General features: G+C 67.1%; 19 protein-coding genes and 1 tRNA gene. 15 read left to right on the top strand and 5 right to left on the bottom strand.

Annotated elements, in window-relative coordinates; genetic code table 11:
* Positions 1-32: 32 nt before the first annotated feature.
* Both K7G19_RS12155 and K7G19_RS12160 read left to right on the top strand, forming a co-directional pair.
* Positions 33-908, top strand: coding sequence for a dienelactone hydrolase family protein (locus tag K7G19_RS12155; protein WP_226107440.1), 876 nt, complete (start codon positions 33-35; stop codon positions 906-908).
* A 172-nt stretch (positions 909-1,080) separates the two neighbouring features.
* Complete coding sequence (locus tag K7G19_RS12160; protein WP_226107442.1) at positions 1,081-1,572, top strand: nucleotidyltransferase domain-containing protein; 492 nt, start codon at positions 1,081-1,083, stop codon at positions 1,570-1,572.
* An 87-nt stretch (positions 1,573-1,659) separates the two neighbouring features.
* Here the strand turns inward: K7G19_RS12160 and K7G19_RS12165 are convergent, their stop codons facing one another.
* Positions 1,660-1,974 (bottom strand): hypothetical protein, encoded by a 315-nt coding sequence (locus K7G19_RS12165; protein WP_226107445.1) that lies wholly within the window; start codon positions 1,972-1,974, stop codon positions 1,660-1,662.
* Between the two features lie 199 nt (positions 1,975-2,173).
* Here K7G19_RS12165 and K7G19_RS12170 point away from each other — a divergent pair, with 199 nt between their 5' ends.
* A complete protein-coding gene (locus tag K7G19_RS12170) occupies positions 2,174-3,019 on the top strand; it encodes a ZIP family metal transporter (protein ID WP_370639540.1) in 846 nt (281 codons plus the stop codon).
* A gap of 295 nt (positions 3,020-3,314) precedes the next feature.
* On the opposite strand, the gene K7G19_RS12175 is transcribed toward K7G19_RS12170, so the two are convergent.
* The 3 genes from K7G19_RS12175 to K7G19_RS12185 form a co-directional block, all read right to left on the bottom strand.
* Positions 3,315-4,193, bottom strand: coding sequence for a sulfurtransferase (locus K7G19_RS12175; RefSeq protein WP_226107449.1), 879 nt, complete (start codon positions 4,191-4,193; stop codon positions 3,315-3,317).
* Between the two features lie 233 nt (positions 4,194-4,426).
* Positions 4,427-5,347, bottom strand: a complete 921-nt coding sequence (locus K7G19_RS12180; protein WP_226107451.1) for a DMT family transporter — start codon at positions 5,345-5,347, stop codon at positions 4,427-4,429.
* Between the two features lie 340 nt (positions 5,348-5,687).
* Positions 5,688-6,791, bottom strand: coding sequence for an aromatic ring-hydroxylating dioxygenase subunit alpha (locus K7G19_RS12185; RefSeq protein WP_149316942.1), 1,104 nt, complete (start codon positions 6,789-6,791; stop codon positions 5,688-5,690).
* A 341-nt stretch (positions 6,792-7,132) separates the two neighbouring features.
* Here K7G19_RS12185 and K7G19_RS12190 point away from each other — a divergent pair, with 341 nt between their 5' ends.
* The 4 genes from K7G19_RS12190 to folE2 all read left to right on the top strand — a co-directional run bounded on the left by K7G19_RS12190 (position 7,133) and on the right by folE2 (position 11,330).
* Entirely contained in the window at positions 7,133-7,417 is a 285-nt protein-coding gene (locus tag K7G19_RS12190; RefSeq protein WP_149316943.1) for an exodeoxyribonuclease VII small subunit, read from the top strand.
* Entirely contained in the window at positions 7,414-8,298 is an 885-nt protein-coding gene (locus K7G19_RS12195) for a polyprenyl synthetase family protein (RefSeq protein WP_150084916.1), read from the top strand. Before K7G19_RS12190 ends, K7G19_RS12195 begins: the two co-directional genes overlap by 4 nt.
* Before the next feature lie 71 nt (positions 8,299-8,369).
* Complete coding sequence (dxs, locus tag K7G19_RS12200; RefSeq protein ID WP_226107454.1) at positions 8,370-10,307, top strand: 1-deoxy-D-xylulose-5-phosphate synthase; 1,938 nt, start codon at positions 8,370-8,372, stop codon at positions 10,305-10,307.
* 207 nt (positions 10,308-10,514) lie between these two features.
* A complete protein-coding gene (folE2, locus tag K7G19_RS12205; RefSeq protein ID WP_226107456.1) occupies positions 10,515-11,330 on the top strand; it encodes a GTP cyclohydrolase FolE2 in 816 nt (271 codons plus the stop codon).
* Between the two features lie 155 nt (positions 11,331-11,485).
* Here the strand turns inward: folE2 and tsaD are convergent, their stop codons facing one another.
* Positions 11,486-12,520, bottom strand: coding sequence for a tRNA (adenosine(37)-N6)-threonylcarbamoyltransferase complex transferase subunit TsaD (tsaD, locus tag K7G19_RS12210; RefSeq protein ID WP_150084913.1), 1,035 nt, complete (start codon positions 12,518-12,520; stop codon positions 11,486-11,488).
* A 116-nt stretch (positions 12,521-12,636) separates the two neighbouring features.
* Between tsaD and K7G19_RS12215 the strand changes: the two genes are divergently transcribed.
* From K7G19_RS12215 to K7G19_RS12250, 8 genes are all read left to right on the top strand, one after another.
* Positions 12,637-13,959: an NAD(P)/FAD-dependent oxidoreductase gene (locus tag K7G19_RS12215; protein WP_226107458.1), complete on the top strand. Its 1,323-nt coding sequence runs from the start codon at positions 12,637-12,639 to the stop codon at positions 13,957-13,959.
* 129 nt (positions 13,960-14,088) lie between these two features.
* Positions 14,089-14,301, top strand: a complete 213-nt coding sequence (rpsU, locus tag K7G19_RS12220) for a 30S ribosomal protein S21 (RefSeq protein WP_006576196.1) — start codon at positions 14,089-14,091, stop codon at positions 14,299-14,301.
* 152 nt (positions 14,302-14,453) lie between these two features.
* Complete coding sequence (locus tag K7G19_RS12225; protein ID WP_149316949.1) at positions 14,454-14,903, top strand: GatB/YqeY domain-containing protein; 450 nt, start codon at positions 14,454-14,456, stop codon at positions 14,901-14,903.
* A 225-nt stretch (positions 14,904-15,128) separates the two neighbouring features.
* Positions 15,129-16,940, top strand: coding sequence for a DNA primase (gene dnaG / locus K7G19_RS12230; protein ID WP_226107460.1), 1,812 nt, complete (start codon positions 15,129-15,131; stop codon positions 16,938-16,940).
* 207 nt (positions 16,941-17,147) lie between these two features.
* Complete coding sequence (gene rpoD / locus K7G19_RS12235; RefSeq protein WP_226107462.1) at positions 17,148-19,727, top strand: RNA polymerase sigma factor RpoD; 2,580 nt, start codon at positions 17,148-17,150, stop codon at positions 19,725-19,727.
* 61 nt (positions 19,728-19,788) lie between these two features.
* A tRNA-Ile gene (locus K7G19_RS12240) sits at positions 19,789-19,867 on the top strand.
* A gap of 135 nt (positions 19,868-20,002) precedes the next feature.
* On the top strand, positions 20,003-20,221 hold the full coding sequence (locus K7G19_RS12245; RefSeq protein WP_226107464.1) for a KTSC domain-containing protein: 219 nt from the start codon (positions 20,003-20,005) through the stop codon (positions 20,219-20,221).
* 113 nt (positions 20,222-20,334) lie between these two features.
* A complete protein-coding gene (locus K7G19_RS12250; protein WP_226107466.1) occupies positions 20,335-21,009 on the top strand; it encodes a type II CAAX prenyl endopeptidase Rce1 family protein in 675 nt (224 codons plus the stop codon).
* Positions 21,010-21,242: the final 233 nt, after the last annotated feature.

Genomic DNA, 21,242 nt, shown 5'->3' on the forward strand with positions numbered 1-21,242 from the left:
CGTCCCCCGTTCGCCAACATCAGGAGACCCGCATGCTCAAGCCCGAAGTGGAAAGCCTCGTACCCGGCCAGACGTTCGACCGGCGCAGCTTCGTCAAGACCGCCATCGGCTCGGCCTTCGCCGCCGCAGCGTTGCCGGTCACCGCGCAAGCGATCAAGACCGACTTCGAAGGGCTGACGGCCGGCGAGGTCACCATCCCATCCGGCGACTTCAAGATGCCGATCTACCGCGCGATGCCGCAGGGCAAGCGCGACCTGCCGGTGGTGCTGGTGATCAGCGAGATCTTCGGCGTGCACGAATACATCGCCGATACTTGCCGACGCTTCGCCAAGCAGGGCTATCTGGCGATCGCGCCCGAGCTGTTTGCGCGCCAGGGCGATCCGACCAGCTTCGGCACGATCCAGGAACTGCAGCGCGAGATCATCGCCAAGACGCCGGACAACGAGGTGCTGGGCGACCTCGATGCGGCGGTGGCGTGGGCCGGCGCCAACGGCGGCAATCTCGGCAAGGTCGGCATCACCGGCTTCTGCTGGGGCGGCCGCGTGGTCTGGCTGTACGCCGCGCACAGCAGGCAGCTGAAGGCCGGCGTCGCGTGGTACGGCCGGCTGAACGGCGACACCACGCCGCTGCAGCCCCGCCATCCGATCGATCTCGCCGCGCAGCTGAAGGCGCCGGTGCTTGGGCTGTACGGCGGCAAGGACACCGGCATCCCGCTGGAGGCGGTCGACCGGATGAAGGCCGCGCTGGCGGCGGCCAACAACCCGGGGGCCAAGGCCTCCAAGTTCATCGTCTACCCCGAGTCCGGCCACGCCTTCCATGCCGACTACCGGCCGAGCTACCGCGAGGCGGACGCGAAGGACGGCTGGGAGAAGTGCCTGGCGTGGTTCAAGGAGCATGGGGTGGCGTAGCTCTACCAAAAGAACCACGATACCGGGAGCCAACCGCCGTCCAAGTATCCCTATAATGGGTACGATCGTACCTAAATTGGGGATATGTGTGGGACTAGCTGACTTCATGTTCTCGCCGGGGGTTCAACGCGTGTTGGCGAGAGTCTACGGGGAGCCGACGCGGACGTTCACGTTGAGTGAACTGATCGAGCATGTCGGTGGAGGGCGTGGCAACGGTCAGCGCCACGTCCAACGGCTCATTGATGCGGGCGTCTTGTCGGAGGAGCCGCGACGCGGCAACCAACGCGTCATCCGGGCCAATACCGCGTTTGCCCTTTATCCCGAACTACAGAGCATTTGCAGCAAGTCGTTTGGCTTGGTAGAGCCGATACGAAATGCGCTGCGGCCGTTTGCAGCCGAAATCGCCGAGGCCTTTCTGTTTGGATCGGTTGCACGCGAGGAGGACAGCCATCGCAGCGATATCGACCTGATGGTGATAGGGACAGCGCCGATGATGGCGTTAATGGACGCAATGCTGAAGGTCGGAGTTGAACTTGGTCGCCCCGTACATCTGAATGCGTACTCTCCTGCCGAATGGGCGGATCTCGTGAGCAGCGACCCCCTCGTTGCCCGTATTGCCGCCGGATCGATCGTGAGGGTGCTACCTGATGTCCCGGCCACATGAGTATGAAAATCTGATTCGTCTTAACTGCTTTACGGAGCAACCTCGAACGCCAGGCGCACTGGAGGCCTATTTACGTAACGCGCGCGCCTATTTGGCTGCCGGGCGGCAACTGGATGCTGACGAAGCGCCAATGCCCGTCTTTTCCATTGCTACGAAGGGTTTTTCCAGGTGGTTCAGGCAGTGTTGGAGTTCCACGAGGTACGGATTCGCGATGCCGGTCGCAATATGGCGATTCAGAGGGTCTGTGCGGATCTCGGAATGAGCAATGCTGAATTCGCTTTTGTGGTCAATGCCCATATGCGGCGCAACGGCACGAGCTACACGTCTCCCTTTCCCCCAATTTCCGCCGGTCAGGCCACGAGCCTCCTTTCGATACTCGAAAAGTATCTGGGACAGGCTCATCGCTTGACCGGCGCATCCTGGGCGGAAGAGTAGCGAAGACGCAAAGGGCCGGCACGCGTCAAGCCCATTGCAAAACCGCCCCCGACCTCCGTACAATGCGGGCTTTGCGCCTCTTGCAACAGTGTTGCGTTTATACGGATCGACGCGGCCAGGCCGCGCGGCCCGCGACACGGGCAGGGGGCGAACCCTCCGGGAGCCCATCATCTTTTCCACGCTCGTCTTGATCCTGCTGGCCACCACGATTTCCGGCGTGGGCAGCATTCTCGGTGCCGCCCTGCTGTCTCTGACCGCGGCATCGCGCGCGGTGGAGCGCATGGTCAGTTTTTCGGTCGGCGTGCTGCTGGCCACCGCCTTGCTGCATTCGCTGCCGGAGGCGTTCGCCTCGGGCGCCGACCCGCGCGCGCTGTTCGGCACGCTGCTGGCCGGCCTGCTGGGCTTCTTCCTGCTGGAAAAGATCTCGCTGCTGCGCCATTCGCACCATCACGAGGGCGACGGTCATCATCACCATCACGGGCATGACCGCGAAGAGGCGGGCCGCAGCGGCCTGACCATCCTGGTCGGCGACACCTTCCACAATTTCGCGGACGGCATCGTGATCGCCGCGGCCTTCCTGGCCGACCCGAAGATCGGCATCGTCACCGCGCTGGCGATCGCCGCGCACGAGATCCCGCAGGAAGTGGGCGACTTCATCGTGCTGCTCAATGCCGGGTTTTCGAAGGCGCGCGCGTTTGCCTTCAATCTGCTGTCGAGCCTGGCCGCGGTGGTCGGCGGGTTGGTGGGGTACTTCCTGCTCGACGAGATGAGCAGCTGGGTGCCGTATGTGCTGGTGATCGCCGCCAGCAGCTTCCTCTATATCGCGGTCAGCGATCTGATGCCGCAGATGCAGCGCAAGCCGCGCTGGCGCGAATCGATCGTGCAGGTGGTGCTGGTGGCGGCCGGCATCGCGGCGATCGTCTGGGTGACCGACGGGGTCCACGATCACCACGGCCACGGCGAGGCCGGCCATGGCGCAGCCGGCCATGCGCACGCGCACACCGACCATTGAGTTCGTCCAGCCCCCGCTCTCCCCGGGCGGCTGGCTGGACTAGCGCCGGACCGGCGCCCGCTACCGCGCCCCGAGGGCGGTTGAGTCGACTGGCGGCGGCTACCGCTCTCCGAGGGCCGTTGACTCGACTGGCGCCGGCTACCGCTCCCCGAGGGCGGTTGACTTGACTGGCGCCGGCTACCGCTCGCCGAGGGCGATCGACTCGACTGGCGCCGGCTACCGCTCCCCGAGGGCGGTTGACTCGACTGACGCCGGCTTGCCAGTCCCGAGGGCGGCTGGCTTGACCGACGCCGGCCTACCGGTCCCCGGTCGCGACCGGCCGCGCCGGATCGGCGCACCACTCGCTCCACGAACCGGGGTAGAGCGCCGCGCCCTGCAGTCCCGCCACTTCCAGCGCCAGCAGATTGTGGCAGGCGGTGACACCGGAGCCGCACTGCATCACCGCGCGCTCCGCTGGCGTCGCGCCCAGCACGCCGCCGAATTCGCCGCGCAGCGCCTCGGCGGGCTTGAAGCGGCCGTCGGGCTGCAGATTGTCCTTGAAGCAGCGGTTGACCGCGCCGGGAATATGGCCGCCGACCGGGTCCAGCGTCTCGTTCTCGCCGCGGAAGCGATCGGGCGCGCGGGCATCGACCACCAGCCGCGTCGGCGACTGCAGATTGGCCATCAGGGTATCGGCGTCGACCGTGCCGACCAGCGAAGGGCGGCGGGTCAGGTTGCCGCCTGCCAATGCCTCCGGCTCCGGCGTGGTGCCGCTCTCCAGCGGCAGGCCGGCGGCGACCCAGGCCTGCTTGCCGCCGTCGAGCACGGCCACCGCCTGATGGCCGATCCAGCGCAGCAGCCACCAGGCCCGCGCGGCGTACATGCCGCCCTGGGCGTCGTAGACCACCACCTGGGTGTCGTCGTTGACGCCGAGCGCGCGCAGGCGCGCCGTCAGCGCATCGGCATCGGGCAGAGGATGGCGGCCGTTGCTGCCGGTCTTCTCGCCCGACAGCTCGTTGTCCAGATGCAGGTAGAAGGCGCCGGGCAGATGGCTCTGGTGGTAGGCCTCGCGGCCGGCGGCGGGATCGGTCAGGTCGAAGGAGCAATCGATCAGCACGCTGTGCCGGCCCGGATCCTGGCGCAGCGCATGCAGGTCGGCGCAGGAGATCAGCGTGGTCCAAACGGCTTGGGGCATCGTAAAACCTGTCTAGTGGCGACGGATCGTCGAGGAATTCCGATGATCGCCGAAAGTGGCGTCTGCCGCTATCGGGCCGAGGCTGACGCGGAGCGGGCCAGCCTGCGCGCGCGCCATGCCGGCTTGCGCGGGGCGTTCTCCCGCTTGCGGGAGAGGGCCGGGGAGAGGGGGGGCGGCGTTCGCCGTCCCGGAACGACCGCGACTTCCCCAAGGGGAGTGCCACGCCGAGGGGCCTACACCTCGGGATGCACCTCCGCCTCGGCCGACTTGACCGGCGTCGCCGCCGTCGGCTGGCTGGTGCTCTCGCGCGCGCGGGTCAGCGTGGTAGCGATGCCGCTGGCGATGATCAGGCCCATGCCGAGCCACGACAGCCAGTTCAGCGCGTCGTCCCAGATCATCATGCCCCACAGGCTGGAGAACACGATGCCGGCGTACTGCAGGTTGGCAGTCAGCAGCGTGTTGCCGCGCTTGTAGGCCCGCGTCATCGCGGTCTGGCCCAGGGTGGCCAGGATGCCGATGCCCAGCAGCAGGCCGGCGCCGTGCCAGGTGTGGCTGCTGACGCCCGAGAACATCATCCAGACCACCCCCGCCAGCGTGCCGACCAGCGAGAAATAGAACACGATGCGGCCTTCGGGCTCGCCCAGCTGGCCGAGCTGCCGCACCTCGACATAGGCCAGCGCCGTGAACATGCCCGAGATCAGCCCGACCAGGCCGCCGGTCAGCTGGTCCTTGCCGACCGAAGGCTGCAGCAGGCAGATCACGCCGGCGAACGACATCACGATCGCGCCGATCAGCTTGCGGTCCGCGCCGCCAGCGGTGCCGGCCAGCGCCGCGCCGGCGCCGACGATCAGCGCGATCCAGACCGGCGACATGTAGTTCAGCGTCATCGCGGTGGCCAGCGGCAGCAGGCTGATCGAGGTGAACCACAGCATCAGCGCGGTCACGCCGAACAGGCTGCGCTTGATATGCGTGGTCATATGCGGGGTGCGCACCGAGATGCCGCTGGAGGCGAGGATCGCCCAGATGATCAGCATGCTGATCATGCTGCGGTAGAACACGATCTCGCCGGTGGTGTACATCTCGGAAGCCAGCTTGACGCCCACCCCCATCAACGAGAACGAGAAGGCGGCGAACAGCATCCAGAGCGATTGCATGGCGAGGAAAGGCGAGGACAGCGGGGAATGTCGGGAACCGCGGCGCGGCGCCAATCGGCGCGGCAGCGTGCCGGGCGGCAAGTGAGGTGACAGCCGCTTGGGCGAGCCGATTGTAGCAGTGCTGATGCAATGCACCAAAGCGCATGCGCGGTCATCGCCCAGGAGTGTGCGAAGCGGCGTGCCGGGCGGCGCACCAGGGGGCGTGCGAGGCGGCGGTGGAGGCGGCGGTTGAGGCGATGTGTGGCGTGCGAGGCAGTGTACGACGCAGCGACGCCCGCGTCCGCGCCAATGAAAACGGACCGCCGTGGCGGTCCGTCTCAGGCAGGGCAGGGGCCGGCGCTCAGGCCGCCGGTCCCATCGCGCGCCGATACCACTCGTGGAAGTGCTGCATGCCGTCTTCCATCGGCGACTGGTACGGGCCGACCTCGTTGTCGCCCCGCTTCATCAGCGCCAGCCGGCCGGCATCCATGCGCTCGGCGATCTCGTCGTCCTCGACGCAGGTCTCCATATAGGCGGCCCGCTCGGCCTCGACGAACTCGCGCTCGAACAGCACGATTTCCTCGGGGTAGTAGAACTCGACCACGTTGCGGGTCTTGCGCGGGCCCATCGGGTGCAGCGTCGAGATGACCAGCACGTTGGGGTACCACTCGACCATCACGTTCGGGTAGTAGGTCAGCCAGATCGCGCCGTGCTTGGGCAGCTCGCCGTTGTTGAAGCGCAGCACGGCGTCGTGCCACTTCTGGTAGGTCGCGCTGCCGGGGCGCTTCAGGCCGGCGTGCAGGCCCACGGTCTGCACGCTGTACCACTCGCCGAACTCCCACTTCAGGTCGTCGCAGGACACGAAGCTGCCCAGGCCCGGGTGGAAGGGCACGACGTGGTAGTCCTCGAGATAGACCTCGATGAAGGTCTTCCAGTTGTAGTCGCAGTCGTGGACCTCGACATGGTCGAGCATGTAGCCGTCGAAGTTCAGGTCCTGCGAGACGCCCAGGCGCGCGAGATCGGCGCGCACATCGCGCTCGCCTTCGAACAGCAGGCCGTTCCAGTTCTGCAGCGGCGAACGTTTCAGATGCAGGCAGGGCTGCTGGGCGAAATGCGGCGCGCCGAGCAGCTCGCCCTTCAGATCGTAGGTCCAGCGGTGCAGCGGGCAGACGATGTTGGAGGCGTTGCCGCGGCCGTTCAGCATGATGGCCTGGCGGTGGCGGCAGACGTTGGACATCAGTTCGATGCCCTCCGGATTGCGCACCAGCATGCGGCCCTCTTCCTCGGCGGCCAGCGTATGGTAGTCGCCGACTTCGGGCACCATCAGCGCGTGGCCGACATAACCGGGGCCCTTCTTGAACAGCAGATCCAGTTCCTGTTGATGCAAGGCCTCGTCGAAGTACGCACGGACGGGCAGCTGTGTATCAGCCGGCGCAAGCTTCAGCGCGGTGCTGAGATTGGACATTATCCCCACTCCCTAATAAACAGGCGAAAGCAGTGAACAACCCAACCATCGAAATTGAAATCGATATGGGAAAGACAGTCAGACCCTGAGCCCCGGGGCATGGTGCCGCGGTTTTCGCTGACGAACCGGGGATTGTACCCCACCCCCCGGGATAAGGGCCTGATTTTTTTGCCTTTTTGGCGCGACCGCGAACATTGGTCGGTCGTAATGTGGCGATTTATGCTCACGGCGACATGTCGGCTATCGGCGTGCCGGTCGGGCCGCGCCGGCCCCCTCCATCGGATCGGGCTTGGCCGCGGCGATTTGCCGTAAAATCGCGGTTTCTGGATCGAATCCCCTTTATGCCAAAGACAAACACCGTGCCTGCCGGCGACGGCGACCAGGTCCCCACCAGCGCGCCGCCGGCCTCGTACGAGGCCGCCATGGCCGAGCTCGAAGCGCTGGTCACCAGCATGGAAAGCGGGGCCCTGCCGCTGGAGGAATCGCTGGCGGCCTACCGGCGCGGTGCCGAACTGGTCAAGTATTGCCAGCAGATGCTCGAGCGCATCGAGCAGCAGGTCAAGGTGCTCGAGGGCGATACCCTCAAGCCCCTGGCCGAGCCGGGCAGCCAGGCAGAGACCGAATGACCGCCTTCGCGCAATGGATGCAGGACCGCGCCGCCCGTACCGAGGCGGCGCTGGCGGCCGCGCTGCCGGCGGCGGACCGCCTGCCGGCAAGGCTGCACGAGGCGATGCGCTACGCGGCGATGGGCGGCGGCAAGCGGGTGCGCCCGCTGCTGGTCCATGCGGCGGGCGAGGTTGGCGGCGCCGACCCGCGGGCCTGCGATGCCGCGGCCTGCGCCGTCGAGATGATCCACGCGTATTCCCTCGTGCACGACGACATGCCGTGCATGGACGACGACGACCTGCGCCGTGGCCGGCCGACCGTGCACAAGGCCTATGACGAGGCCACCGCGCTGCTGGTCGGCGATGCGCTGCAGACCCAGGCCTTCATCGTGCTGGCCGAGACCGACGCGCTCGAACCCGCCGCGCGGCTGCGGCTGGTCGGCGAACTGGCGCGCGCCTCGGGCTCGATCGGCATGGCCGGCGGCCAGGCGATCGACCTGCAGCATGTCGGCCAGGCGATGTCGCTGGACCAGCTCGAAACGATGCACCGGATGAAGACCGGCGCGTTGCTGCGCGCGAGCATCCGCATGGGCGCGCTGTGCGGCCGCATCGACGAGGCCGGACTGGCGGCGCTGGACCGCTACGCCGCCGCGATCGGTTTGGCGTTCCAGGTGGTAGACGATATTCTGGACGTTACCGCCGATACCGCCACACTGGGCAAGACCGCCGGCAAGGATGCCGAGCAGCACAAGCCCACCTATGTGTCGCTGCTGGGCCTGGATGCGGCTCGCGAACTGGCCGCCCGGCTGCGCGACGACGCGCGCAAGGCGCTGGGCGATTTCGGCGCCCCCGCGGCAAGACTGGCGGACCTGGCCGACCTGATCGTGCTGCGCACGCATTGACTGCGCGCCGCGCGACCGATCGCCGTAAAACGACGAGCCGGACGGGAGAATCCGGCGGCAGGACGGATACCATGACTTACGCATTGCTCAATACCATCGACGACCCCGCGGACCTGCGCAAGCTCGACCGCCGCCAGCTGACCACGCTGGCCGACGAACTGCGCGCCTTCGTGCTGGAGTCGGTCTCGCAGACCGGCGGCCATCTGTCGTCCAATCTCGGCACGGTCGAACTGACGATCGCGCTGCACTACGTGTTCGACACCCCGGTGGACCGCCTGGTGTGGGACGTCGGCCATCAGAGCTATCCGCACAAGATCCTGACCGGGCGGCGCGAGCGCATGAACACGCTGCGCCAGTGGAACGGCATCTCGGGCTTTCCCCGCCGCAGCGAAAGCGAGTACGACACCTTCGGCACCGCGCATTCGTCGACGTCGATCTCGGCCGCGCTGGGCATGGCGCTCGGCGCACGCACGCTCGGCGAGCAGCGCGTGTCGATCGCGGTGATCGGCGACGGCGCGATGACCGCCGGCATGGCCTTCGAGGCGATGAACAACGCCGGCGTCTACAAGGACCTGCCGCTGGTGGTGGTGCTCAACGACAACGACATGTCGATCTCGCCGCCGGTCGGCGCGCTGAACCGGCACCTGGCGCGCCTGCTGAGCGGGCAGTTCTATGCCGCGACCAAGAAGGGCATCGAGCGCGTGCTGTCGGTCGCGCCGCCGGTACTCGAATTCGCCAAGCGCTTCGAGGAACATGCGAAGGGCATGGTGGTGCCGGCCACGCTGTTCGAGGAATTCGGCTTCAACTACATCGGGCCGATCGACGGCCACGATCTCGATTCGCTGGTGCCGACGCTGCAGAACATCCGCCGCCGCGCGCTCGAGGGCGCCGGCCCGCAGTTCCTGCATGTCGTCACCAAGAAGGGCCAGGGCTACAAGCTGGCCGAGGCCGACCCGATCCTGTATCACGGCCCCGGCAAGTTCAATCCGGCCGAGGGCATCCGCCCGGCCGCCAAGCCGGCGCGCAAGACCTATACGCAGGTGTTCGGCGAATGGCTGTGCGACCAGGCCGCGGCCGATCCGCGCCTGATCGGCATCACGCCGGCGATGCGCGAGGGCTCGGGGCTGGTCGAGTTCGAACAGCGTTTCCCGGACCGCTACTACGACGTGGGCATCGCCGAGCAGCATGCGGTGACCTTCGCCGGCGGCATGGCCTGCGAGGGCCTGAAGCCGGTGGTCGCGATCTACTCGACCTTCCTGCAGCGCGGCTACGACCAGCTGATCCACGACGTGGCGCTGCAGAACCTGCCGGTGGTGTTCGCGCTGGACCGCGCAGGCCTGGTCGGCGCCGATGGCGCGACCCACGCGGGCGCCTACGATATCGCCTACCTGCGCTGCATCCCCAACATGATGGTGATGACGCCGGCGGACGAGAACGAATGCCGCCAGCTGCTGAGCACCGCCTTTGCGCAGGACTGCCCGACCGCGGTGCGCTATCCGCGCGGCGCCGGTCCGGGCGTGGCGACCGCGGCCACCCTGGAGACGCTGCCGGTCGGCAAGGGCGAGATGCGGCGCAACTGCGGCGCGCGTGCCGGCCAGCGGGTCGCCGTGCTGGCGTTCGGCTCGATGCTGCATCCCGCGCTCGGCGCGGCCGACAAGCTCGACGCCGCGGTGGCCAACATGCGCTTCGTCAAGCCGCTCGATGTGGAGCTGGTCAAGACGCTGGCGCGCGAGCACGACTACCTCGTCACGGTGGAAGAGGGCGTGGTGATGGGCGGCGCCGGCAGCGCGGTGCTCGAGGCGCTGGCAGCGGCCGGCATCGAGATTCCGGTGCTGCAGCTCGGCCTGCCGGACCACTTCATCGACCACGGCGATCCCGCCTTCCTGCTGTCGCAATGCGGCCTGGACGCGGGCGGCATCGAGCGCTCGGTGCGCGAGCGTTTCGGCCTGGCGGCGCCCGCTGCCACGGCCGCCACCGCCGCCTCTGCCGCGGCAACCAAGGCCGCCTGAGCGGGTTCTTCCCACGCACCCGCACCGGCCGCTGTCGGCCCGGTGCGGGCGGCATCACCCGAATTCCCTTAGAATCGCGGGTTTCGTGTTCGCAGCTGCGGGCTGGCGCCGCCGTGTTTTCCGGCGCGCCCGTGGTTTCACACTCGTTGCGCGGCAAGGTGGACTGCGAAGATGCCGCGACCGTAAAGGAAACCGAGGAAATCCGTCATGAATGACATCAATCCGGCCTTCGTGATGCCCGATGTGCAATCGAGCCTGGACACCCGCCAGATCCCGATCCAGCGCGTGGGTGTGCGCGGCGTGCGCTATCCGCTCACGATGCGTACCGCGCAGGGCGTGCATCCGACCGTCGGCACCTTCAACCTCGACGTGCATCTGCCCGCCGACCAGAAGGGCACGCACATGTCGCGCTTCGTCGCGCTGCTCGAGGACGAGCGCGAGCCGCTCGACCTGGCCTCGTTCCGCGCGCTGCTCGACAAGATGCTGCAGCGCCTTGAAGCGCAGGCCGGCCGTATCGAAGTCACCTTCCCGTATTTCATCAACAAGATCGCGCCGGTGTCGGGCGTCGCTTCGCTGATGGACTACGAAGTCACGCTGATCGGCGAAGCGCGCGACGGCGTCACCCGCGTGTGGCTGAAGGCGCTGGTGCCGGTCACCAGCCTGTGCCCGTGCTCGAAGAAGATCTCGCAGTACGGCGCGCACAACCAGCGCTCGCACATCACGATGAGCGTCGAACTGGCGGCTGATCTGCCGATCGAGGCGCTGGTCCGCATGGCCGAGGAAGAGGCCTCCTGCGAGCTCTGGGGTTTGCTCAAGCGCCCGGACGAGAAGTACGTGACCGAGCGCGCCTACGAGAACCCGAAGTTCGTCGAGGACCTGGTGCGAGACATCGCGATGCGGCTCAATGCCGACGAGCGCATCGTCGCCTATGTGCTGGAAGCCGAGAACTTCGAGTCGATCCACAACCACAGCGCGTATGCGGTGATCGAGCGCGACAAGCGGGTGAGCCAGCTGGCCGGCTGAGCGATCTTTTCGTCGCCACCCACCAAGAAAAACGCCACCCGGCCGGGTGGCGTTTTTTTTCGCTGATGCGCCCTGCGGTTCAGGCGGGGGTCATGGGGCGGGCCACGGGGCAGGTCAGCGCGCGGCTCATGGCACGGCCTGGCACATGGCGCCGCTCATTGCACCGCAGGCAGCCGCAGATCCGACAGATCCCAGCGCGGCGTGACGCCGTAGCCGTACTCGCGCTGCGCCAGTTGCGGCGCGGCCTGCAGCCGCATCGCGCCGGCGAAGGCGATCATCGCGCCGTTGTCGGTGCAGAAGGCGAGGTCGGGATAGAACACCTGCGCGCGGCGCTTCGCCGCCAGCTCGTCGAGCCGTTCGCGCAACTGGCGGTTGGCGCCGACGCCGCCGGCGACCACCAGCCGCTTGTGGCCGGTCACCTTCAGCGCCGCCATCGACTTGGCGGCGAGCACATCGACGATCGCGTCGACGAAGGCGCGCGCCAGGTTGGCGCGATCCTGCTCGCAGATATTGCCGAGCTTGCGCGCCTGCGTCAGCACGGCGGTCTTCAGGCCGGCGAACGAGAAATCCAGATTGCCCGAATGCAGCATCGGCCGCGGCAGTTCGTAGGCGCCCGGCAGGCCGAACTCGGCCAGCCGCGACACTTCCGGCCCGCCGGGGTAGCCCAGGCCGAGCAGCTTGGCGGTCTTGTCGAAGGCCTCGCCCGCGGCGTCGTCCAGCGTCTCGCCGAGCAGCGCGTAGTCGCCGATGCCGCGCACTTCCATCAGCTGCGTATGGCCGCCCGATACCAGCAGCGCGACGAAGGGGAAGGCGGGCGGATTCGGCGTCAGCAGCGGCGACAGCAGATGGCCTTCCAGATGATGAACGCCGAGCATCGGCACATCGAGGGCGAATCCCAGCGCGTTGGCCACCGAGGCGCCGACCAGCAGCGCGCCGGCCAGGCCCGGGCCCTGCGTGAAGGCGATCGCGTCGATATCGCCGCGCTTGCGGCCGGCCTCGTCCAGCACCTGCTGCAGCAGCGGCAGCACGCGGCGGATATGGTCGCGCGAGGCCAGCTCCGGCACCACGCCGCCGTAGTCGCGGTGCATCGCGATCTGCGAATGCAGCGCGTGCGCGAGCAGGCCGGCCTCGGTGTCGTAGAGGGCCAGGCCGGTTTCGTCACAGGAGGATTCGATGCCGAGAACGAGCATGGTGTAAGGCGGGGTCCAGGAGTCCCCAGGTGGCTGCGGGGCAAAGCCTGTGAGGGTAGCACAGCAGGCCATTGCCCGCTTTTCGCTACAATCGCCGATTCTCCAGCAGGACAGTCATGCCACAGTCGCACCCAGCAGTGCCCCCATCGGCGCGCCCATTATCGCGCCAGCCGTCGTCATCGTCCCGGGCCGGGCGCTACGACGTCGCCGTGCTCGGCGCCGGGGCGGCGGGAATGATGTGCGCCGCGGTCGCGGGCCAGCAGGGCGCCCGCGTGGTGCTGATCGACCATGCCACGCGGCTCGCCGAGAAGATCCGCATCTCCGGCGGCGGGCGCTGCAATTTCACCAATCTGCATGCCGGTCCCGCGAACTACCTGTCCGACAACCCGCATTTCTGCCGCTCGGCGCTGGCGCGCTATACGCCGCAGGACTTTCTCGCGCTGATGCGGCGCCATCAGATCGACTGGCACGAGAAGCACCGCGGCCAGCTGTTCTGCAACGACAGCGCCGAGCAGGTCATCGAGATGCTGCGCGCCGAGTGCGGCGCGGGGCAGGTGCACTGGCGCACCGGCTGCACGGTCGCCGAGGTCCGGCGCGAAGGGGACGATTTTCTACTGCTGACGCCCGACGGCCCGGTGCGCGCGGGCGCCCTGGTCGTCGCGACCGGCGGGCTGTCGATCCCGAAGATCGGCGCCACCGACTTCGGCTACCGGATCGCTCGCCAGTTCGGCTTGCCGATCGTGGAAACCCGGCCAGCGCTGGTGCCGTTGACCTTCGATGGGGCCGCCTGGCAGCCGTTCGCGCCGCTGGCAGGTTTGTCCAAGGAAGTCGATATCGCCACCGGCAAGGGCAAGGAGGCCGGCGCCTTCCGCGAAGATCTGCTGTGGACCCACCGCGGGCTGTCCGGCCCGGCGGTGCTGCAGATCTCCAGCTACTGGCGCCCCGGCACGCCGATCACCATCGACCTGTTCGAGGGCGAGGACGCGGCGGCCTGGCTGCTGGAGGCCAAGAACGGCACCCGCAAGCATCTTGGCAATCTGCTGGCCGCGCGCATGCCGGCACGGCTGGCCGACGCCTGGTGCCAGGCGGCAGGGCTGGACGCCGCCAGGCTGCCGCACGATCTGCCCGACAAGGCGCTGCGCAAGCTGGGCGAGGCGCTGAACCGCTGGCAGCTGGTGCCGTCCGGCACCGAGGGCTACCGCAAGGCCGAGGTCACGCGCGGCGGGGTCGATACGCGCGCGCTGTCGTCCAGCACGATGATGGCGCGCTCGGTGCCGAACCTGTACTTCATCGGCGAGGTGGTTGACGTCACCGGGTGGCTCGGTGGCTACAATTTCCAGTGGGCTTGGGCGTCCGGCGTCGCGGCCGGCAAGGCGGTGGCCGAGAACGTTCGGGCCGTGGCCCAGGCATCCGGCGATGGGGTCGCGTCTTCGACGTAATTGCGGACCAGACCCGCCGCCAACTGAACGCGCCGAAAAGCAACCCGGCCGCCAAGTAAACTGGTACGCTTGACGGATTTCGTGCTAGACTCCAAGTCTTCGTAAAACCGCTAACTCCTTTTTTGGCACATGACCACGATTCGCCTCAAAGAAAACGAGCCGTTTGAAGTTGCAATGCGTCGTTTCAAGCGCACCATTGAAAAGAACGGTTTGATTACTGAACTGCGGGCGCGCGAGTTTTATGAAAAGCCGACGGCAGAGCGGAAGCGCAAGAAGGCAGCGGCGGTGAAGCGCCACTACAAGCGCATTCGCAGCCAGATGCTGCCGAAGAAGCTGTACTGATCGACCAGTCGATCGGCTGATCGCCTTTCCGCGTCAGCATCCCGACCCGCTGTGGGCCTTGCTCCGGCGGGTTTTTGTGTTGGTGCTGCGCTTCCCTGTCCGCCCTCGCTCGTCGCGGTTTTGTGCCGACGAGTTCACCTGGAAAGATTGCCATGTCCCTCAAGCAACGAATCAGCGATGACATGAAGGCCGCCATGCGGGCGCGCGAGTCCGAGCGGCTCGGCACGATCCGGCTGCTGCTGGCGGCGATCAAGCAGCGCGAGGTCGACGAGCGGACGGAGTTGGACGATGCCGCCGTGCTGGCGGTGGTCGAAAAGCTGATCAAGCAGCGCAAGGATTCGATCTCGCAGTTCCAGCAGGCCGGCCGCACCGATCTGGTCGACAAGGAGAGCGCCGAGGTCGAAGTGCTGCAGGTCTACATGCCGGCCGCGCTGTCCGAGGATGAGGTGGCGGCCGAAGTCGCCAAGGCGGTCGCCGAGAGCGGCGCCGCGGGCCCGCAGGACATGGGCAAGGTCATGGCCCTGCTGAAAGGCCGGCTGGCGGGCCGCGCCGATATGAGCGCCGTGTCGGCCCAGGTCAAGGCCGCGTTGACCGGCAAGTAGCGCGGCAGGTAGTGCGGCAAACAGCGCCGGCAAGTCGGGCGCGGCGCCGGTGCGATCGCATGCCGCGGCACAGCATAGTGGCAATATAGTCACAAATTTCTGGCAAGCTGCGATCGACGCACTACAATAATTTCACACTTCGCCGGGTGGAACACCGCCCGGCTTGCATTTCTACAAGGGCTGCCCGAGGTTTGCGGCGGCCGCGTCGTCAGGACGGCCAACCGGGTGATTCCGCAATCCTTCATTCAGGACCTGCTGAACCGCGTCGATATCGTCGATGTGGTGGGCAAGTATGTCCAGCTGAAGAAGGGCGGCGCGAACTTCATGGGGCTGTGCCCCTTCCATAACGAGAAGTCACCATCGTTCACAGTATCGCCGGCCAAGCAGTTCTACCATTGCTTCGGCTGCGGCGCGCATGGGTCGGCCATCGGCTTCCTGATGGAGTACTCCGCGCAGAGCTATCCCGATGCGGTGCGCGAACTGGCGCAGTCGGTCGGCCTCAGCGTGCCCGAGGAGCGCGACCGGTTGCCGCCGGCCCAGCGTGCCGAGCAGCAGGCGAAGTCGCTGGCGCTGTCCGACGCGATGACGCGGGCCGGCGAGTTCTATCGTCGCCAGTTGCGCGGGGCGCCGACGGCGATCCAGTACCTGAAGGGCCGCGGCCTGACCGGCGAGATCGCCGCCCAGTTCGGCCTGGGCTATGCGCCGGACGACTGGCAGGGCCTGGAGTCGGTGTTCGGCAGCTATCGCGACGATGCGATTGCGGGCCCGCTGATCGAGGCGGGGCTGCTGATCGAGAGCGAAAAGCGCGACGCCGACGGCAAGCCGCGCCGCTACGACCGCTTCCGCGATCGCATCATGTTCCCGATCCGCAATACCAAGGGACAGGTGATCGGCTTCGGCGGCCGCGTGATGGGGCAGGGCGAGCCCAAGTATCTGAATTCGCCCGAAACGCCGCTGTTCAGCAAGGGCACCGAGCTGTACGGGCTGTTCGAGGCGCGGCATGCGATCCGGGAAACCGGCTATGTGCTGGTGGTCGAAGGCTATATGGATGTGGTGGCGCTGGCTCAACTGGGTTTCGCCAATGCGGTGGCCACGCTGGGCACCGCCTGTACTCCCGTGCATGTGCAGAAGCTGCTGCGCCAGACCGACGCGGTGGTGTTCTCGTTCGACGGCGATGCCGCCGGGCGCCGCGCCGCGCGCCGTGCGCTGGAGGCGTGCCTGCCCTACGTCGCCGACAACAAGACCATCCGCTTCCTGTTCCTGCCCGCCGAGCACGACCCCGACAGCTACGTCCGCGAGGAAGGCACCGAGGCCTTCGCCGCCCAGGTGCGCGATGCGATGCCGCTGTCGCGCTTCCTGCTGCAATGCGTGACCGAGGAGCAGGACCTGCGGCAGCCGGAAGGCCGGGCGCGTGCGCAGTACGAGGCCAAGCCGCTGCTCAAGGCGATGCCGCCCGGCGGCCTGCGCCTGCAGATCGTGCGCGAGCTCGCCGAGGCCACCGGTACCACGCCGGCCGAGATCGAGGCGGTGTGCGGTCTGGGCAGCGACGCCGCGCGGGTCGGCCGCTTCGCCCAGCCGCGTGCGCGGGCACGCCGGCAGGCCCCGGCGGGACTGGAGCAGCGTGTGCTGCAGCTGCTGATGCGCTATCCGGCGCTGTCGGCGCGGCTCGACGACGACGCGCGTGCGTTGCTGCTCGATGCCGATACCGGCGGTTCCGAAGTGCTGGCCCATCTGGTGGCGAGCTGCGACGCCCTGCAGGGCGAGGTCAACTTCGCCGCCTTCAGCGAGCAGCTGGCGCAGTCGCCGTTTGCCGACGTCTATGCCAATGTGCGCGCCGGCGTGTTGCGCGAGGACATCGACGAGGAGCCGGCGACGCTGGAGTTCGACGCGGCGATCGCCAAGCTGCTGGTCGAGCCGCTGCAGCGCGAGTTGACGCAGCTGCAGTCCGCGATCGAGAACGGCACCGCGGACGAGGCGGGCAAGACGCGCATGCGCTGGCTCATCGCGGAGATCCACCGGCGCAAGCGCCTTGGTTGAAAAACGGAATTCGGCCGCCATACCGGAGACAGGTACGCGGCCAACTGGCAACAAACAGGGCAAAAGTCCATCGATTTTGGGCTTAAGCCTTGATTTTTCAGGTGAAAACCTCACCTGTCGGGAAGGCCGGCTAGTGGGGACGTGCTACAATAGCCGGTTTGGATTGCGAAATCTTTCTCTCCAGTTCTGGTGAAAGTGAGCGTGCCAATGGCAAAGGCCAAAGCAACCGAAAAGGTTTCCACTAAGGCTCCCCGAGCGGGGAGCGGCAAGGCGTCGACACAAGCGACCGCGGCGGAAAAGCCCGCCACGCGATCTGCGACGCAAGCCAGGTCTGCGCCAGCCAAGTCAGCGCGTCCCGCCAAGGCGGCCGCAACGACGACACCCACCAGAACCCGCGCATCCGAGAAACAGCCCTCGACTTCGGCACGCGAGAGCGGCAAGAACGCCAATGCAAGCGCGAGCGCAAGCGCGCATACGGCAACAGCGGGCGGCAAACGTGCCGCGTCCGAACCTGTTAAAGGCAAGAGTATCCCCGTGGCGAAACAGCAGAACACCGAAGTCGAGAGCAAGCGAACGGCAGCCGCCGGCGCCAAGACCGCCAGCGCCAAGTCCGGCGCGACCGCGGCGGCGTCCAAGGCGCGCGCCGCCACCTCCGCACCCGTAGCATCCCAGCGTCCCGCTGCGGCCGTCGCGCCGGAGCCCAAGAAGCGCGGCCGCAAGCCCAAGGCCGAGATGCTGCAAGACGAAAGCCATACTGACGACGTGAACGACGAGCTTTACGAAGACGACACGCGTGCCGCCGCGCCGGCGGCCGCTCCGAAGACCGAGAAGCAGAAAGCCAAGGACCGCAAGGCCAAGGAAAAGGCGCTGCTCAAGGAGTTCGCCTCGGCCCAGCAGGGCACCGAGGAAGAGCTCGAGGCGCGCCGCCAGAAGCTCAAGGCGCTGATCAAGCTGGGCAAGTCGCGCGGCTACCTGACCTACGCCGAGATCAACGATCACCTGCCGGACGACATGGTCGATTCGGAAACGATCGACACCCTGGTTGCGACGCTGAATGACATCGGCATCGCCGTCTACGAGCAGGCGCCCGACGCCGAGACGCTGCTGCTCAACGACAATGCCCCGTCCGCCACCAGCGAGGAAGAAGCCGAGGAAGAGGCCGAAGCCGCGCTGTCGACGGTCGACTCCGAATTTGGCCGCACCACCGACCCGGTCCGCATGTACATGCGCGAAATGGGTACCGTCGAGCTGCTGACCCGCGAAGGCGAAATCGAGATCGCCAAGCGGATCGAGGCCGGCCTGAAGGACATGGTGATGGCCATCTCGGCCTGCCCGGTCACGATCTCGGAAATCCTGGCGCACGCCGAGCGCGTCGCCAATGACGAGATCAAGATCGACGAGTTCGTCGACGGCCTGATCGATCCGAACGCCGAAGAGGCGGTCGAGGAAGTCGGCGTGACGCCGGCGGCCGCCGCGGCCTCCGACGACGAGGAACTCGAATCGGACGACGAGGAAGCCGACGAGGACGAGGACGACGACGCCGCCGGCGGCGGTGCCTCGGCACGCCAGCTGGAAGAGCTCAAGGTGGCCGCGCTGGAAAAATTCCGCGTGATCGCCGACCAGTTCGACAAGATGCGCCGCGCCTTCGAGAAGGAAGGCTACAAGTCCAAGCCTTACATCAAGGCGCAGGAAGCCATCCAGAACGAACTGATGGGTATCCGTTTCACCGCGCGCAACGTCGAGCGCCTGTGCGACACGCTGCGCGGCCAGGTCGACGAAGTGCGCAAGCTCGAACGCGCGATCCTGAACATCGTGGTCGACAAGTGCGGCATGCCGCGCGCCGACTTCGTGGCCCGCTTCCCGGGCAACGAGACCAACCTGGACTGGATCCACACGGTCGTCGCCGACAACAAGCCGTACAGCACGATCGTCGAGCGCAACGTGCCGGCCGTGCACGAGCTGCAGCAGAAGCTGATCGACCTGCAGGCGCGCGTGGTGCTGCCGCTGAAGGAACTCAAGGAAGTCAACCGCAAGATGTCCGAGGGCGAGAAGCGCGCCCGCGAGGCCAAGCGCGAGATGACCGAGGCCAACCTGCGTCTGGTGATCTCGATCGCCAAGAAGTACACCAACCGCGGCCTGCAGTTCCTGGACCTGATCCAGGAAGGCAACATCGGCCTGATGAAGGCGGTGGACAAGTTCGAATATCGCCGCGGCTACAAGTTCTCGACCTACGCGACCTGGTGGATCCGTCAGGCCATCACGCGTTCGATCGCCGATCAGGCGCGCACCATCCGTATCCCGGTGCACATGATCGAAACGATCAACAAGATGAACCGCATCTCGCGCCAGATCCTGCAGGAAACCGGCAACGAGCCGGATCCGGCGACGCTGGCCGAGAAGATGGAGATGCCCGAGGACAAGATCCGCAAGATCATGAAGATCGCCAAGGAGCCGATCTCCATGGAAACGCCGATCGGCGACGACGACGATTCCCATCTGGGCGACTTCATCGAGGACACCAACACGCTGGCGCCCGCCGAGGCCGCGCTGCACGGCTCGATGCGCGACGTGGTCAAGGACGTGCTCGATTCGCTGACGCCGCGCGAAGCCAAGGTGCTGCGCATGCGCTTCGGCATCGAAATGAGCACCGACCACACGCTGGAAGAGGTCGGCAAGCAGTTCGACGTCACGCGTGAACGGATCCGTCAGATCGAGGCCAAGGCACTGCGCAAGCTGCGCCACCCGAGCCGCTCCGACAAGCTGAAGAGCTTCCTGGAAGGCAGCTGATAGAACTGCCCTGATGGCCGGCAAGCATCCATGGTGCGGCGGCTATTGGGATCGGTTTTTGGGGCCTCTAGCTCATGCCTGGTTAGAGCAGTGGACTCATAATCCATTGGTGCCGTGTTCGACTCACGGGAGGCCCACCACTGTAGTAAAAAGGGGTTACGTGCAAACGTAACCCCTTTTTGTTGGTGCTCCGGCATCGGCTCCGTCATTGGTTTCAGCACTGGCCTGAGCACTGGCTTGAGCACTGCCTTCGGCACCGGATGAGAACGACAGCCATGTACTTCGATCCCGTCGAATCGTCCGTCGTGGCCGCCATCGGCTACGACTACCGCAAGCGCGTGCTCGGCATCGAGTTCGTCAGCGGCAAGCTCTACCACTATCTCGACGTCCCGGCCAGCGTGTACCGCGATTTCATGGACGCCGACTCCAAGGGCGGATACTTCAACGACTACATCCTGGGCGCCTACGAATACGAGTCCATCCACGAACCATGATGCAGACCCAAGCGATCGACACGAAGCCAATCCCCGAGCGGACCGCTCAGCGAACCCTGAACCGCCGCCTGTTTCTCCTCACCTGGTGTGCCGGCCTTCCCGGCGTGATCGCCATGGCATGGCTGGGGGTGCCGGTGCTGCTGCAGCACCAGGTCCTTCCCGTGCCGATGTGGGTGGTGGGCGTGGCCAGCGGCGTGCAGAGCGCGCTGTTGCTCGCGCTGGCGGCCTTCGCCGGTGCCCGGCTCGCCGGCAAGGCCGGGCTGCGGGCGCAGGCCATGGCCGAGCTGGCGGCGGGCCGGGCGCCGTGGGGCGCGTTGCGTCCGCAGTGCTTGCCGGGCTTGATAGGGGGCCTGCTTGCCGGCGTATTGCTGTGGGGTTTGATCGCGACCGCGCCGCAAGCGGCGGCGCCGATTCACGGCGCGACGATGCCACTGGCCGTGCGGCTGCTGTACGGCGGCGTGACCGAGGAAGTCCTGGTCCGATGGGGACTGATGAGCCTGCTGGTGTGGGCGCTGTGGCGCGTATTCCGACGCGGTGCCGCCAACCCCGGCGCGGGGCTGTTCTGGATCGCGATCGCGCTCAGCGCCGTGGTGTTCGGGCTCGCGCATCTGCCCGCCGCGGCAGGCTTGGCCGGACCGCTGGCGTGGCCGGTGGTGCTGCATCTGACCGGGGCCAACGCGGCCTTCGGCGTGATCGCGGGCTTCCTGTTCTGGCGCTACGGCCTGGAAGCGGCGATCGTCGCCCATGTCGTGGCGCACCTGACGCTGGCCGCGATGGTCGGCGGGTAAGCGGCAGGTAAGCGGCAGGTAAGAGGCAGGTAAGAGGCAGGTAAGCGGCGGGCGAGCGGCGGGTGAGCGGGGGGTGAGCGGCAGCCGAGCGGCGGGTGAGCGGCGGGTGAGCGGGGGGTGAGCGGGGGGTGAGCGGGGGGTGAGCGGCAGGTGAGCGGCAGGTGAGCGGCAGGTCAGCGTCCCTCGACCGGCGAGGCCGCATGTTAGACTCGCCGCCGATCCCCGGCCGCATG

It is taken from the genome of Cupriavidus sp. DB3, from assembly GCF_020418465.1.
In the GTDB taxonomy this organism is placed as follows: Bacteria; Pseudomonadota; Gammaproteobacteria; order Burkholderiales; family Burkholderiaceae; genus Cupriavidus; species Cupriavidus cauae.

Coding starts and splice junctions, on each gene's coding strand:
- K7G19_RS12245 (WP_226107464.1), top strand. CDS start 20,003: ATGTACTTCGATCCCGTCGAATCGTCCGTCGTGGCCGCCATCGGCTAC.
- K7G19_RS12185 (WP_149316942.1), bottom strand. CDS start 6,791: ATGTCCAATCTCAGCACCGCGCTGAAGCTTGCGCCGGCTGATACACAG.
- dxs (WP_226107454.1), top strand. CDS start 8,370: ATGACTTACGCATTGCTCAATACCATCGACGACCCCGCGGACCTGCGC.
- K7G19_RS12190 (WP_149316943.1), top strand. CDS start 7,133: ATGCCAAAGACAAACACCGTGCCTGCCGGCGACGGCGACCAGGTCCCC.
- K7G19_RS12175 (WP_226107449.1), bottom strand. CDS start 4,193: ATGCCCCAAGCCGTTTGGACCACGCTGATCTCCTGCGCCGACCTGCAT.
- K7G19_RS12180 (WP_226107451.1), bottom strand. CDS start 5,347: ATGCAATCGCTCTGGATGCTGTTCGCCGCCTTCTCGTTCTCGTTGATG.
- K7G19_RS12215 (WP_226107458.1), top strand. CDS start 12,637: ATGCCACAGTCGCACCCAGCAGTGCCCCCATCGGCGCGCCCATTATCG.
- folE2 (WP_226107456.1), top strand. CDS start 10,515: ATGAATGACATCAATCCGGCCTTCGTGATGCCCGATGTGCAATCGAGC.
- rpsU (WP_006576196.1), top strand. CDS start 14,089: ATGACCACGATTCGCCTCAAAGAAAACGAGCCGTTTGAAGTTGCAATG.
- K7G19_RS12155 (WP_226107440.1), top strand. CDS start 33: ATGCTCAAGCCCGAAGTGGAAAGCCTCGTACCCGGCCAGACGTTCGAC.
- K7G19_RS12195 (WP_150084916.1), top strand. CDS start 7,414: ATGACCGCCTTCGCGCAATGGATGCAGGACCGCGCCGCCCGTACCGAG.
- rpoD (WP_226107462.1), top strand. CDS start 17,148: ATGGCAAAGGCCAAAGCAACCGAAAAGGTTTCCACTAAGGCTCCCCGA.
- K7G19_RS12225 (WP_149316949.1), top strand. CDS start 14,454: ATGTCCCTCAAGCAACGAATCAGCGATGACATGAAGGCCGCCATGCGG.
- tsaD (WP_150084913.1), bottom strand. CDS start 12,520: ATGCTCGTTCTCGGCATCGAATCCTCCTGTGACGAAACCGGCCTGGCC.
- K7G19_RS12165 (WP_226107445.1), bottom strand. CDS start 1,974: ATGAGCCTGTCCCAGATACTTTTCGAGTATCGAAAGGAGGCTCGTGGC.
- K7G19_RS12250 (WP_226107466.1), top strand. CDS start 20,335: ATGGCATGGCTGGGGGTGCCGGTGCTGCTGCAGCACCAGGTCCTTCCC.